This window comes from Catenulispora yoronensis, from assembly GCF_039531695.1.
In the GTDB taxonomy this organism is placed as follows: domain Bacteria; phylum Actinomycetota; class Actinomycetes; order Streptomycetales; family Catenulisporaceae; genus Catenulispora; species Catenulispora yoronensis.
Genome location: NZ_BAAAQN010000038.1, coordinates 46,386 through 59,067 on the forward strand (window position 1 = coordinate 46,386; position 12,682 = coordinate 59,067).

At 70.7% G+C, this 12,682-nt stretch carries 11 protein-coding genes; 6 read left to right on the plus strand and 5 right to left on the minus strand.

The window, feature by feature from the left end; translation table 11 throughout:
- The first annotated feature begins 393 nt into the window (after positions 1-393).
- Positions 394-1,809, plus strand: a complete 1,416-nt coding sequence (locus ABD481_RS27460; RefSeq protein WP_344668712.1) for an MFS transporter — start codon at positions 394-396, stop codon at positions 1,807-1,809.
- A gap of 168 nt (positions 1,810-1,977) precedes the next feature.
- Here ABD481_RS27460 and ABD481_RS27465 read toward each other — a convergent pair whose 3' ends face one another.
- Both ABD481_RS27465 and ABD481_RS27470 read right to left on the minus strand, forming a co-directional pair.
- Positions 1,978-3,342, minus strand: coding sequence for a DUF2252 domain-containing protein (locus ABD481_RS27465; RefSeq protein ID WP_344668655.1), 1,365 nt, complete (start codon positions 3,340-3,342; stop codon positions 1,978-1,980).
- A 150-nt stretch (positions 3,343-3,492) separates the two neighbouring features.
- Positions 3,493-4,992 carry an MFS transporter gene (locus ABD481_RS27470; RefSeq protein WP_344668656.1) on the minus strand — a complete coding sequence of 500 codons (1,500 nt, stop codon included), beginning with the start codon at positions 4,990-4,992 and terminating at the stop codon, positions 3,493-3,495.
- Positions 4,993-5,108: 116 nt separating this feature from the next.
- Between ABD481_RS27470 and ABD481_RS27475 the strand changes: the two genes are divergently transcribed.
- Positions 5,109-5,567 (plus strand): ArsR/SmtB family transcription factor, encoded by a 459-nt coding sequence (locus ABD481_RS27475; protein WP_344668657.1) that lies wholly within the window; start codon positions 5,109-5,111, stop codon positions 5,565-5,567.
- Positions 5,568-5,597: 30 nt separating this feature from the next.
- Here ABD481_RS27475 and ABD481_RS27480 read toward each other — a convergent pair whose 3' ends face one another.
- The gene (locus ABD481_RS27480) at positions 5,598-6,011 is read right to left on the minus strand and encodes a DUF2000 family protein (protein WP_344668658.1); all 414 of its coding nucleotides are present in this window, start codon (positions 6,009-6,011) and stop codon (positions 5,598-5,600) included.
- A 49-nt stretch (positions 6,012-6,060) separates the two neighbouring features.
- On the opposite strand from ABD481_RS27480, the gene ABD481_RS27485 reads away from it, so the two are divergent.
- Positions 6,061-6,882, plus strand: a complete 822-nt coding sequence (locus ABD481_RS27485; RefSeq protein WP_344668659.1) for a helix-turn-helix transcriptional regulator — start codon at positions 6,061-6,063, stop codon at positions 6,880-6,882.
- Here the strand turns inward: ABD481_RS27485 and ABD481_RS27490 are convergent.
- Both ABD481_RS27490 and ABD481_RS27495 read right to left on the minus strand, forming a co-directional pair.
- Positions 6,799-8,256: a sugar porter family MFS transporter gene (locus ABD481_RS27490; protein WP_344668660.1), complete on the minus strand. Its 1,458-nt coding sequence runs from the start codon at positions 8,254-8,256 to the stop codon at positions 6,799-6,801. The genes ABD481_RS27485 and ABD481_RS27490 overlap by 84 nt on opposite strands.
- A gap of 122 nt (positions 8,257-8,378) precedes the next feature.
- Complete coding sequence (locus ABD481_RS27495) at positions 8,379-9,293, minus strand: IclR family transcriptional regulator (RefSeq protein ID WP_344668661.1); 915 nt, start codon at positions 9,291-9,293, stop codon at positions 8,379-8,381.
- A 262-nt stretch (positions 9,294-9,555) separates the two neighbouring features.
- Here ABD481_RS27495 and ABD481_RS27500 point away from each other — a divergent pair, with 262 nt between their 5' ends.
- The 3 genes from ABD481_RS27500 to ABD481_RS27510 are packed head-to-tail and all read left to right on the plus strand — an operon-like array spanning position 9,556 to position 12,676.
- A complete protein-coding gene (locus ABD481_RS27500; RefSeq protein ID WP_344668662.1) occupies positions 9,556-10,908 on the plus strand; it encodes an ABC transporter substrate-binding protein in 1,353 nt (450 codons plus the stop codon).
- On the plus strand, positions 10,905-11,846 hold the full coding sequence (locus ABD481_RS27505) for a carbohydrate ABC transporter permease (RefSeq protein ID WP_344668663.1): 942 nt from the start codon (positions 10,905-10,907) through the stop codon (positions 11,844-11,846). The genes ABD481_RS27500 and ABD481_RS27505 overlap by 4 nt, the downstream gene beginning before the upstream one ends.
- Positions 11,843-12,676 (plus strand): carbohydrate ABC transporter permease, encoded by an 834-nt coding sequence (locus ABD481_RS27510; protein ID WP_344668664.1) that lies wholly within the window; start codon positions 11,843-11,845, stop codon positions 12,674-12,676. Before ABD481_RS27505 ends, ABD481_RS27510 begins: the two co-directional genes overlap by 4 nt.
- The last annotated feature ends 6 nt before the right edge of the window (positions 12,677-12,682 follow it).

Below are 12,682 nucleotides of genomic sequence, written 5' to 3' on the forward strand. Positions count from 1 at the left end.
TCCCCTCGTGCGCACACTGCTCCGCGGCGCCCCGCGGACGTCCGCAGCCCCTTCCCACACGGCCCGAAGGGCCTCGGCCGCGCTCTGCGGCTGCTCGCCCAGCCTGGTGTAAGGACCACCAGGATAACTACGAGCTACCTTCGTTTGCTTCCCGGGCCGAATCCTGGATGCATGACAGACGTCCTCGACCGCGCGGCCGCCGACGCGGCCGGCAGCGGGAACGGCGCGGCAGCCACCGCGAACCCCACCCCGAACAGCACCGCAAACCCCACCCCGAACAGCACCGACAGCACCCTGACCCAGGCCGGAACCCAGGCCGAAACCCAGGCCGGAACCCAGGCCGGAACCCAGGCCCGGACCACGAACCCGACCCACGACCCCGCCCCCCAAGGCATGTCCACCCGGGCCAAGCTCGTCCTCTTCCTGCTGTGCGCAGCCAATTTCATGGTCGCCGTCGACTTCTCCATCCTCAACATCGCCGTCCCCAGCATCGGCAAGGACCTCGGCATCTCCGAGGCGAACCTGCAGTGGGTCTCCACCGCCTTCGCCCTGCCCTCCGGCGGCTTCCTGCTGCTGTCCGGCCGGATCGGCGACCTGGCCGGCCGCAAGAAGGTGTTCGTCACCGGCACCGTCCTGTTCACCGCCGCCAGCCTGATCGCGGCCCTGGCCTGGGTCCCGGCGGTCCTGCTCGGGGCCCGCGCCCTCCAGGGCGTCGGCGCGGCGATGATCGTGCCGACCGGCATGGCGCTGCTCACCACCTCGTTCGCCGAGGGCCCGCAGCGCGAGCGCGCGCTGGGCATCAACGGCACCCTGATGACCGTCGGCTTCACCTTCGGCATGGTCCTCGGCGGTTTCCTGACCCAGGCCTTCAGCTGGCGCTCGACGATGGTCCTGAACACCGCCATGGGCGCGCTGGTGCTGGTGGGCGCGCCGCGCCTGCTCACCGAGAGCCGCAACGCCCACAGCTCCAAGCTGGACATCCCCGGCGCGATCACCGTCACCACCGCGCTGCTGGCCCTGATCTACGCGCTGTCCACCGCCGCGCAGGTCGGCTTCGGCCGGGCCGACGTCGTCAGCGGCCTGGTCGGCGGCGTCGTGCTGCTGGCCGCGTTCGTCGCCATCGAGTCCCGCGCCGCTGATCCGCTGGTCTCCCTGCGGATCCTGCGCCGCCGCAGCGTCGCGATCGGCAACCTGGGCGGCCTGGTCTCGTTCGCCACCATGAGCTCCGTGGTCTTCCTGGGCACGCTGTTCCTCCAGCAGGTGAACGGGATGTCCCCGACCCTGACCGGCCTGGTGTTCGGCGTGATGGGAGTGGTCGCCGCGCTCGGCGGGACGGTCGCCCCCAAGGCGATCGGCCGGTTCGGCGCCCGGGCCACGCTGGTCGGCGGCCTGCTGGCGCAGGGCGCGCTGATCGCCCCGCTGGCCCTGATCGACCAGTCCAACGGCACGCTCCTGCTGCTGACGGTCGCCGCGGCCGCGGCCTTCGGCCACCTCGGCGCCGTCGTCGCCTACGGGGTCACCGCCACCGGCGGCCTGTCCGACGCCGAACAGGGCCTGGCCACCGGCCTGGTGACGACCTCCCAGCAGGTCGGCCTGACCATCGGCATCCCGCTGTTCAGCGCCCTGGCCTCGGCCCGCGCCGACAGCCTGCGGGAGGCCGGCCACACCGCCAAGGACGCGCTGACCGGCGGCATCCGGATCGGCCTGGGCGCCGACGGCCTGGTGCTCCTGGCGGTCGCGGTCCTGGTCGGCCTGGGCCTGCGGACCACTCGCAAGGCCAGGGCGGGCGCGGCCGACGCAAGGATCTGATCCTCCTCACGCCGGGATCCGGTCGTCTTCCTCCGAATCCGATCTCGTCCACCGTGAACGGCCCCGCTCCGGCGGGGCCCTTCGCATTCCCGTCCCCGGATCACGCCTCGACCGACAAGCCTTGCCCCTCCGGATCAAGCCTCCACCGACAAGCCTCGCCCCTCCGGATCAAGCCTCCACCGACATGACCCGCCCGTTCTTGATCGCCGCCAACAGCGCCTGATGATCCGTCCGCGTCTGGTCCGCATAAGCCAGCGCCCACCGCGCCATCGCCGTGTCGAAGGAGTCCCCGCGCCCCAAATACGCCGCGATGGCCACCCGGTCCCCGGATCGTGCATGCGCCCGCGCCAAGGTCTGCCCGCACAACTCCGAATAGCGGCGCAGCAACGCCTGGTCCAGGTTGGCGACCACCGCAGAACCCTTCATGTCCCGCAGCTGCCGCACATAGAAGAACCGGCCCTCCGGCCCGCTGGCCCAGCCCAGGAAGATGTCGCTGCTGGCCTGCATCAGCCGCTGCCCGGCGACCACCCGGTGCCCCTGGTGCTCGTACCGGCTCGCCTTCAGGTACGGCGCCAGCACCGACTCCTCGGCCTCCTTCACCTGGAGGAACAACGGCGATCCGATCGTCTCCCCGAGCAGCAGCGACATGGCGCACCGGGTGCCCACGCTCCCGACCCCGACCACCTTCATCGCCGACTCCACGTATCGGAACCGGTCCAGCAGGTCCTTGCGGTCCTCCTGGAGCGTCGACCGGTAGTCGGTGAACACCCGCCGGACGATCTCCTCCTCGGAGTTCCGGTCGAACCCCAGCTCCGCGTACGGCACCACCAGCGGCGGCTGGTACTTGATCCGCGGGGTGCCGTCCGGCCCCGGCTGGGTCAGCTTGCGCAGCGCCTGCACGCTGGTGTGCCGCTCGGCGTCGGCGAACGTCGTCTCCAGGGCCTTGCGCCCGCGCGGCCGCTTCGCCAGCTCCAGCAGCGTCTGGGCGTCCGCGGCCTGGTACCAGACGTCGAGCTCGCCCATCCCGGCCAGCTGCGCCATCGTCAGCCGGTACGCCCGCGCCGCGTCGCGGGCCGCGTCCTGCCCGCACGCGTCCTTGAACCCGTTGCCCCGCGCCGCCACCGCGATGCTCGCGGTCAGCCGCTTCACGTCCCACTCGAACGGCCCCGGCAGCGTCTCGTCGAAGTCGTTCAGGTCGAACACCAGCCGCCGCTCCGGCGAGGCGTACACCCCGAAGTTCGACAGGTGCGCGTCCCCGCACAGCTGCACGGTCAGCCCGGTGTTCGGCGACAGCGACAGGTCCGAGGCCATGATCGCCGGGGCGCCGCGCAGGAAGGCGAACTCCGACGCCGCCATCCGGCCGTAGCGGATCGGCACCAGGGCCGGCACCCGGGTCAGCGCCTGCTTCTCCAGGATCGCGATCGGGTCCCGCCGGTCGGCCGGGGGCGACCACTCCCCGGTGGAGGTCCGCGAGACCTGCTTGCGTGCCGTGCGCCCCGCCGCCGTCCGCGCCGCCAAGCTGGATTCCGTCATAGGTCCCAGAGTGCTTCCGACGCCTCCGCACCGCACGCCGGTGCCCGGCCGAATCGGCTGAAGGAGGCGATTCGGCCGGGCACCGGCGCTTGGGCAGCGGGCTCGCAGCTTGGGCACCGGGCTCGCAGCTCGGGTCCGGAACAGCGCTCCTCAGCGCCGCGCAGCCATCCCCGCCGCCTGCTTCGGCAGCAGGAACGCCAGGCCCAGGATTGCCACGATCGTGACGACGTCCACGGCGTCCACCCAGCGCATCGCGGTCACGAAGTCCCCGAACCCGCTCGGGTGCGAGCCCAGCGCCGAGAAGAACACCGTCCCCAGCACCGTCACTCCCGCCGCGCCGCCGAACTGCTGCGCGGTGACCAGCATCCCGGAGGCCGCGCCGGCGTTCCTGGACCGGATCCCGGCCAGCACCGAGCCCACCAGCGACGGCAGCACCAGCCCGTTCCCGGCCCCGACCAGCATCATCGACGGCAGCAGCTGCCACGCCGCCAGGTCCGTGCCGCGCCAGGTCAGCACCACGCCCAGCAGCACCAGGCCGGTGGTGCTCAGCGCGGCCCCGATCGCGATCACCCGCGACCCGAACCGGCCCGAGACCCGCCGGGCCAGCATCGAGCTGCCCGCGAACGCCACCCCCAGCGGCCCGAACAACAGCCCGGCGCGCACCGGGCTCATGTGCATGCCGCCCTGCAGGAACAGGGTCATAGCGAGCATGAACCCGCCGAACATCGCCAGCATCAGGCCGGACAGCGCCAGGCCGATGCTGAACGTGCGCTCCTTGAACAGCGCCAGGTCCACCATCGGCGACCCGCCCGCCCGGCCCAGCCGGGATTCCCAGCGCAGCGCCACGATCAGCACCGGCACCGAGGCGGCCATCGAGATCCAGGTCCACAGCGGCCAGCCCTCGGCCCGGCCCAGGATCAGCGGCGCCAGTGCCAGCCCGATGGCGGCCGCGATCGCGATCGCGCCGACCGGGTCGAAGCGCGGCCGCTGCGCGCCGCGGGTGTCCGGCAGCCAGCGGATGGCCAGCACCACGGCGATCGCGCCGATCGGCACGTTCACCAGGAAGATCGGCCGCCAGGTCCAATGGAAGAGGTTGGCCTCCAACAGCACCCCACCGAGCACCTGCCCGGCCACCGAACCGGTCCCGATGGTGGCGCCGAACCACGCCATTGCGCGCGGCCGCTCGTGCAGCGGGTAGACCACGTTGATCAGGGCCAGCAGCTGCGGCACCATCGCCGCCGCGGTGGCGCCCTGCACCAGGCGCGCCGCGATCAGCATCGCCGAGGACGTCGCGATGCCGCAGGCCAGGCTGGCGACGGTGAAGGCGGCCATGCCGAGGACGAACATCCGCTTGTAGCCGAGCAGGTCGCCCAGCCGGCCGCCGGTGATCAGCCCGGCCGCGTAGGCGAAGCCGTAGCCGCCGACCACCAGCTCGATGCCGGCGTCCGAGGTGTGCAGATCGTGCTGAAAGGAAGGAGCGGCGACATTAACGACAAAATATTCGAACATCGCTACGAACATGGCGGAAAGGATGACCGGCAGCATGCGCCAGCGGCGGGGATCCGGCTCCGGGAAAGGTTCCGCGGCCGGCGGTGTTGTCGCCGAGGCCGGGACGGTCGGGGTTGTGACGTGTTCCGTGGTGGCTGACACGGGCTGTTCCATCGCCTTCGCTCGGGCTATCGGTTCGACGTTCATCGAACCGTTCGACTATCATCGAACTGTACGACCACTATCGAACTTCAAGCAAGCGGGTTTAGGCTGTGGCTATGGAATCCCAGGTCGAGCAGCACGAACTGGCGCACGCGGACCCCGCCGCCGTCGAGCTGACCGCGGTGCTGGCGGCGCTGGCCGAGCCGGTCCGGCTGAACATCGTGCGGACCGTGGCGGCGCTCGCCGACCAGGACGGGATCGCCTGTCTCGAGGTCTGGCAGCAGGGCGGCTTCACCGCCAGCAAATCGACGATGTCCCACCACTACAAGGTGCTGCGGGAAGCCGGGCTGGTGGTGATGTGGTGGGTCGGGGCCAAGAAGAACGTCCGGCTCCGGCGCGAACTAGTCGACGAGCGCTGGCCCGGGCTGCTGGACGCGGTGCTCGGCGACCAGCCGCCCGAACTGCGCTCCGACCGGCAGTCGGAACGGCCGGCCGAGCAGCCGTCCGAGCAGCCGTCCGAGCAGCCGGCGGCCGAGCGGCTGCCCGAGCAGCCGGCCGGCGCCAAGTCGGCGTAGGCGCGCGCGTTCTCACCGGCGCCGAGCGCCCTACGGGTGCTTCGTCGCGCCTTTCAACGCCTTGTCGACCGCGTTCCGCGCGCCGTAGACCGCGATCCCGACCAGGTCGAGGTCGGCGCCGGGCACGGCCTTCACCGCCGCGCGGTTGTCGGTGTCGTTGCCGGTGGCGAACATGTCGGAGGTGAACACGGCCACGTCCAGGCCGCGGGCCAGGGCCTTCGCCCGGGCCTCGGCCAGGATCTCCTTGCCGCCCTCGAACACCATCACCGGCTGGCGGAACTCCCGCAGGTACGTCGTCCCCTCGGCGTCCTCATAGGGTTCGCCGATCACCTCGGGATGCGCCGTGCCGATCCCGCTCACCAGGAACGCGGTCACGTTCAACCGCTGCCATACCGCCAGGTCGTCGCGCAGCAACACCGCGATCTTCGTCTCGAACTTCTCCATGTACTGAGCATCCCGACCTGCACGGTTGCCGGTCTTGTACATTCCTTGCATGGAGCAGGTGAGCGCCTGGCGGCCGCCGGTGCCCGGAGTCGCGGAAGTCTTCCACGCGCACTTCACCGACCACGTCTACCCGATGCACGCGCACGCCACCTGGACCCTGCTCATCGTCGACAACGGCGCCGTGCGCTACGACCTCGACCGGCACGAGCACGGCGCCCTCACCGACCTCGTCACGCTGCTCCCGCCGGACGTCCCGCACAACGGTCGCTCGGCGAACCCCGCCGACCCCGAAGGCTTCCGCAAGCGGGTGCTCTACCTGGACCGGGACAGCCTCGGCACCGATCTCATCGGAGCGGCCGTGGACCAGCCCGCCTTCGCCGATCCCTTGCTGCGGCACCGGATCCACCAGCTCCACCGCACGCTGCGCACGCCGGGGGAGGAGCTGGAGGCGGAGAGCCGGTTGACCGTGGTCCGCGAACGGCTCCGGGAGCGCCTGGCCGTCCCGGCATTGTCCGAGTCCTCGTCCGAGCCCGCATTCCCATCCGCTTCCGCTTCCGCTTCCGCCTCCGCCGCGAGCCTTCTCAGAGACCTGATGGACAGCCGGATCGTGGAGGGCGTGAGCCTGGAGGCGGCCGCCGCCGAGCTCCACTTCCACCCCGCGCACCTGATCCGCAGCTTCACGCGCGAATACGGAATGGCCCCGCACCGGTATCTGACGTCGCGACGCGTCGACCTGGCGCGGGGCCTGCTGCTGACCGGGATGCCGCCGGCGCGGGCGGCCACCGCGTCAGGATTCTGGGATCAGTCCCACCTCGCCCGGCACTTCAAGCGCGTCGTCGGCGTCAGCCCCGGCCGGTTCGCCGTGCCGTAGGTCGCGCTCGATCTGCTCCAGGCTGCGGCCCTTGGTCTCCGGGATGTAGAACCGGGCCAGGATCAACAGCAGGACGTTGATACCGGCGAAGACCCACATCGCGCCGCCGATACCCAGGTGGTTCTTCGCCGACATGGTCGGGAACACCGCGGTCACCAGTCCGGTGGCGGCCCACAGCACGGTGGTCGCCAGCCCGGTCCCGGCGGCGCGGGCCCGCAGCGGGAAGATCTCGCCGATCATCACCCACACCGTCGCGCCCCAGCCCAGCTCGTAGCCGGCCAGGTACAGGATCAGGAAGACCAGCGTCAGCGTGCCCAGCGTGTCCTTGTCGTGCACGTTCTTGATCACCAGGCCGGCCGCGAACAGCGCGACCGTCATCACGGCGGCGCCGGTCATCAGCAGCGGCCGGCGGCCCCAGCGGTCGACGACGAACAGCTCCCACACCGTGAACAGGAACTTCACGACGCCGAGCACGACCGCCGACAGCAGCGCGGTGCGGGTGGCGAAGCCCAGCGACTTCAGCATCGTCGGGAAGTAGGCGTTGATCGCGTTGACGCCGGAGAACTGCTGCCCGATCGCCAGGATCAGCGCGACCAGCACCATCGGCCGGACCCACGGCTGCCACAGGTCGCGGATCCGGCCGCGCTCCTGGCTGTCCCGCCGGATGATGTCCCGGATCTCGCCGAGCTCGGTGTCCAGCTCGGCCTCCCCGGCCGCGGGCCGCACGGCCGCCAGCACCGTGCGCGCCTCGGCGTCCCGGCCCTTGCTCAGCAGCCAGCGCGGCGTCTCCGGCAGCACCAGCAGCCCGGCGAGCAGGATCCCCGCCGGGACCAGGGCCCCGAGGAACATCCCCTTCCAGTTGTTGTGGCTGCTCAGCGCGTAGTCCACGAGGAACGCGATGAGGATGCCGCTGACGATGAACAGCTGGTTCAGCGAGCCCAACGCGCCGCGGGCCCGGGCCGGCGCCAGCTCGGCCAGGTAGGTGGGCACGGTGGCCGAGGACAGCCCGACCCCGATGCCGATCACGCCGCGGGTCACCATCATCACCGTCCAGCTGCCGGCCAGCGCGCAGCCCAGGGTGCCGGCGACGACCACGATCGCGGCCAGCATGATGGTCCGCTTGCGCCCGATCCGGTTGCACAGCCGGCCGGCCAGCATCGCGCCGAGCATGGCGCCCACCGACAGGCTCGCGGTGATGACGCCCTTCTGGAACGCCGAGAGCTGCCACTGTTTCGTGATCAGGACCAGCACTCCGGCGATGACGCCGAGGTCGTAGCCGAACAGGATGCCGCCGAAGGCGCCGAAGGTGTACAGGGTCGCGCGGTTCACCGGCCGGCGAGCGGCCGGGGCTGCGGGGGACGCGGTAGTCGCCATGGCGCAGACCGTGGCACTAGTAAAGGAACTTGACAAGAACAACTGTCGTAACGATTCAGTAACGTGGACGTCATTCACATACCTGAACCAGTTGTTTCAGAAAACCCCGGCCGGCCGCTCGGTCAGCGGATGCCGGCCCGCCGCAGCTGCTGGCTCAGGTCCTCGGACACCTCGCGCAGCAGCGAGCCCACCTTCTGCAGCTCCGCGTCGGTGACCCGGTCGGCGGGCATCGAGCAGCTCATCGCGTCGGTGCCGGGGATCCGGAACGGGACCACGGCCGCGACGCAGGCCACGTCCGCCGAGCTCTGGCCCCGCTCGGTGGAGTAGCCCCGCTCGCGGATGAAGGCCAGCTCCGAGCGCAGCGCCTCGCGGTCGGTGATGGTCAGGCCGGTCAGCGCCGCCAGGTGCTTGGGCAGCACCGCGGTCAGCTCGTCGTCGGCGAGCTCGGCCAGCAGCACCTTGCCCAGCGCGGTGGCGTGCGCCGGCAGCGTGCGGCCGATCCGGGAGACCAGGTGCGCGGAGGTCCGCGACTCGCGGGTCTGGAGGTAGACGATGTCCGGGCCGTTGAGTCGGGCGTAGTGGCAGGTGTAGCCGACCTGGTCGCGCAGCCGCTCCAGGGCGTCGGTGGCGTAGGGCATCACCGGGTCCCGGTCCAGGTACGCGGTGCCGCAGATCAGGGCCCGCACGCCCAGCCGGAACCGGGTGCCGGCGTCGTCGGACTCGATCCAGCCGACGTCGCGCAGCGTGCGCAGCAGCCCGTGCAGCGACGAGCGCGGGATCCCGGTGTGGTGGTGCAGGTCGGTCAACGACAGCCAGGCGTGGTTGGCGCCGAACGCCTCCAGCAGCTCCACGGCGCGCCGGGCGGACTTCACCCCGGCGGCGCCGGAGTCCTCGCCGGGTTGGTCGGCCCGATGATCGGCGCGGTCGGCGCGGTCGGCGCCCTGGCCGGTGCGGCCGGCGAGGCCGCCGCCGGCGGTGTCCGTGGCGTCGGCAGCGTCGGCAACGCCATCGGCGCCGACGGTCTTCATGCGTGCCATGGGGCCCCTTCGTTGACAGGTCTCCCGCTCCACATTACCGTCTGCGACGCCTTTCAGGTATCTGATAAATGTTCACATATCTGAAACTTCCGGCCCGTCCCCCTGGGCCGTCCTGCCGGACCCGCCTGGCGAGGGGCTCCCCGCCAGGGAGCCCCTCGTCCCCTTGACCCCGTGCGTCGCCGCCGCTACCGTTCCAGCCGCCGAGCACGTTCACTTATCTGTCTTCGTTCACATCCATGAATCGTCGAAGCCGAGGGTCCTCATGCGAACAGCGACACCCAGAACGGCCAGATCCGCCGCCGCCGCGCTCGCGGCCGTGGCATTGCTGGCGTCCGGCACCGCCTGCGGCTCCAGCAAGTCCTCCGGAGCCGCCACCTCCAAGAACGCCAAGGCCGCCGGCCCGCTGAACGTCTGGATCCGGGGCGCCGGGGATTCGCCGAAGGCCTACCAGAAGATCTTCGACGCCTTCACGGCGCAGACCGGTATCAAGGTCACCATCGGCAAGGCCACGCTCACCGACTTCGAGACGGCGCTGACCGCCGCCGCCTCGGCCCACCAGCTCCCCGACATGGTGGTCGACGACGCCGCGCAGCTGGGCAACTTCGTCTCGCAGGGCATCGTGCTGCCGGTCGACAAGGCCAAGTTCACCGGCGCCGACCAGCTCACCGACCAGGCCTGGAACTCGGCCGCGGACCTGAAGGGCAAGACGTACGCGGTGCCGTTCTCGGCCCAGGCCAACGTGCTGCTGGTGCGCCAGGACTGGCTGGACAAGCTGGGCCTGCAACCGCCCAAGACCTGGGACGACCTGGCCAAGGTGGCCCAGGCCTTCACGACGCAGGACCCGGACGGGAACGGCAAGAACGACACCTATGGACTGGCCGTCCCCGGCGCCACGGCCCGCGGCTACACCTCATGGTTCTGGTCGACGTTCCTGTACTCGGCCGGCGGCGACTTCCTCAAGGCCGACGGCGGCAAGTTCACCGCGACCCTGAACTCCCCGCAGGCGGTGTCCTCCGCGAAGTTCCTGGAGGACCAGATCTGCACCGCCAAGGTCGTGCAGCCCTCGGCGCTGGGCGACGACACCACGGCGACCAACAAGGCCTTCCAGACCGGGGTCGCCGGCATGTACCTGACCGGGCCCTACGCCTACGCGACCATGGACGCCACCGCGATCAAGGGCAAGTACACCGCCGTCGCCCCGCCGACCGGCCCGTCCGGCACCGCCGGCACCCTGGCCGAGGGCACCGACATCTTCACCATGGCCGACAGCAAGCAGGACGAGGTGACCAAGCTTGAGGAGTTCATGGTCACCGCCGACGCCCAGAAGCTCGGCATGACCGCGGTCCCCACGGCCACCATCGTGCGGCTGCCGGTGAACAAGACGGTCGACGCCGCCGCGGCGCACGCCGGCGACCCGCGCTGGAAGCTGGCGCAGCAGGTGTACACCTCCTCCGGCCACTACGAGTACGACAACGCCCCGAACTGGACGCAGCTGCGGCAGAAGATGTCCGACGACCTCAACAAGCTGCTGTCCTCCTGCGGAGACGTGAAGACGGCGCTGGACGGCATGAACGCCGACGTCTCCGCGCTCCTGCGGCAGCAGGGCGTGGGATGACGGCCGATACCCGGACCCCCGTGGCGGCGGACGGGGACGTGACCGTCCGCCGCCACGGGCCGGCCTTCTGGAAGCCGGCCCCGCGCCGCCTGGGACCGTGGCTCTACCTGGCGCCGTTGCTGGCGTTCATCGGCGTGTTCAAAGTGTGGCCGCTGCTCTGGGGCGTCTACCTGAGCTTCTTCCACGTCCGGCCGTATCTCGGCAACGAGTTCGTCGGCACGGACAACTACAGCAAGCTCCTCTCCGACCCCGACCTGGGCTCGGCCGTGGTGCACACCTTCCTCGACGCGGTGATCGCCGTCTCCGGGTCGATCCTCGTCGGCTTCTGGCTGGCGGTGCTGCTCCAGGGCCCGGCCCGGCACGTCAGGATCCTGCGCACGGCGGTCTTCCTGCCGACGGTGATCGCGATGGTCGCCGCCGCCGAGCTGTGGACCACTCTGCTCTATCCCTCCCGCTACGGCGCGGTGAACTCGCTGCTGGGCCAGGTCGGCGTCGGGCCGGAGCCGTTCTTCTCCAGCCCGCACTCCTCGCTCGCCTCCGTGATCGCCATGCAGATCTGGAAGCACGCGCCCTACGACATGGTCATCTTCGTCGCGGGGCTGGCCTCGATCGACCGGGAGATGTACGAGGCCTGCGCGATCGACGGCGCCACCCGGCGCCAGCGCCTGCGCTACGTCACGCTGCCCTCGCTGCGGCCGATCACCACGATCGTGCTGGTCCTCGGCGTGATCCGGGGCCTGCGGGTGTTCACCGACATCTGGGTCGCCACCAACGGCGGCCCCGCCGGCTCCTCGGAGTCGGTGGTGACCTATCTGTACCGGCAGTTCAGCCAGGACAACGACACCGGCTACGCCGCCGCGATCGGCACGTCGCTGCTGGCGGTCACCGTGGTCCTGACCTGCCTGATGCTGGTCTGGCGGAGGCGCGGAGAGATATGAGGGCTCGTACCAAGGCCGGCGTGTGGCTGCTCTACGCCCTGGTCCTGTTCGTGTTCGTCTACCCGCTGTGGACGCTGGTCGCGACCGTGTTCTCCCGGCGGCAGGCCCGCCTCGGCGAGCTGATGACCGTGCCGCACGGCCTCACCGGCGCCAACGTCGCGCAGGCCTGGCACCTCGGCGTTGCCCGGGGCCTGGCGAACTCGTTGATCGTGGTGGTGGTCGGCCTGACGCTGCAGCTGACGGTGTCCTCGCTGGCCGCCTACGCCCTGGCCCGCAAGCGGTTCAAGGGCGCGGGCCTGGTCATGCTGGCGATCCTGGCCACGATGATGATGCCGGAGGAGGTGATCGCCATCCCGCTGTTCCAGGTGCTCGGCAAGATCCACCAGCCGTTCACCGGCGGGACGCTGGTGAACTCCTACGGCGGGCTGATCCTGCCGCTGGTCGGCTGGGCGCTGCCGGTCTACGTGCTGACCGGGTTCATGAAGCGGGTGCCGCTGGAGCTGGAGGAGGCCGCGCGCATCGACGGCGCCGGCGACTTCCGGATCTTCTGGCGGATCGTGCTCCCGGTGTGCCGCCCGGCGCTCGGGACCTGCGCGGTGTTCGGGTTCCTGATGATCTGGGACCAGTACCTGCTGCCGCTGCTGGTGTCGCAGACCCCGAAGATGGACACGTTGACAGTGGTCGTGACCAGCCTGCAGGCCGCGCAGGAACAGGGCGAGGGGGTGCGGTTGGCCGCCGTGCTGATCCTCGCGGTGCCCGGCGTGCTGGTCTACCTGGCTTTGCAGAGACTGTTCGAACGCGGCCTGCTCAGCGGTTCGCTCAAGGGATAAGGGAAC

Coding starts and splice junctions, on each gene's coding strand:
- ABD481_RS27460 (WP_344668712.1), top strand. CDS start 394: ATGTCCACCCGGGCCAAGCTCGTCCTCTTCCTGCTGTGCGCAGCCAAT.
- ABD481_RS27465 (WP_344668655.1), bottom strand. CDS start 3,342: ATGACGGAATCCAGCTTGGCGGCGCGGACGGCGGCGGGGCGCACGGCA.
- ABD481_RS27475 (WP_344668657.1), top strand. CDS start 5,109: ATGGAATCCCAGGTCGAGCAGCACGAACTGGCGCACGCGGACCCCGCC.
- ABD481_RS27480 (WP_344668658.1), bottom strand. CDS start 6,011: ATGGAGAAGTTCGAGACGAAGATCGCGGTGTTGCTGCGCGACGACCTG.
- ABD481_RS27485 (WP_344668659.1), top strand. CDS start 6,061: ATGGAGCAGGTGAGCGCCTGGCGGCCGCCGGTGCCCGGAGTCGCGGAA.
- ABD481_RS27490 (WP_344668660.1), bottom strand. CDS start 8,256: ATGGCGACTACCGCGTCCCCCGCAGCCCCGGCCGCTCGCCGGCCGGTG.
- ABD481_RS27495 (WP_344668661.1), bottom strand. CDS start 9,293: ATGGCACGCATGAAGACCGTCGGCGCCGATGGCGTTGCCGACGCTGCC.
- ABD481_RS27500 (WP_344668662.1), top strand. CDS start 9,556: ATGCGAACAGCGACACCCAGAACGGCCAGATCCGCCGCCGCCGCGCTC.
- ABD481_RS27505 (WP_344668663.1), top strand. CDS start 10,905: ATGACGGCCGATACCCGGACCCCCGTGGCGGCGGACGGGGACGTGACC.
- ABD481_RS27510 (WP_344668664.1), top strand. CDS start 11,843: ATGAGGGCTCGTACCAAGGCCGGCGTGTGGCTGCTCTACGCCCTGGTC.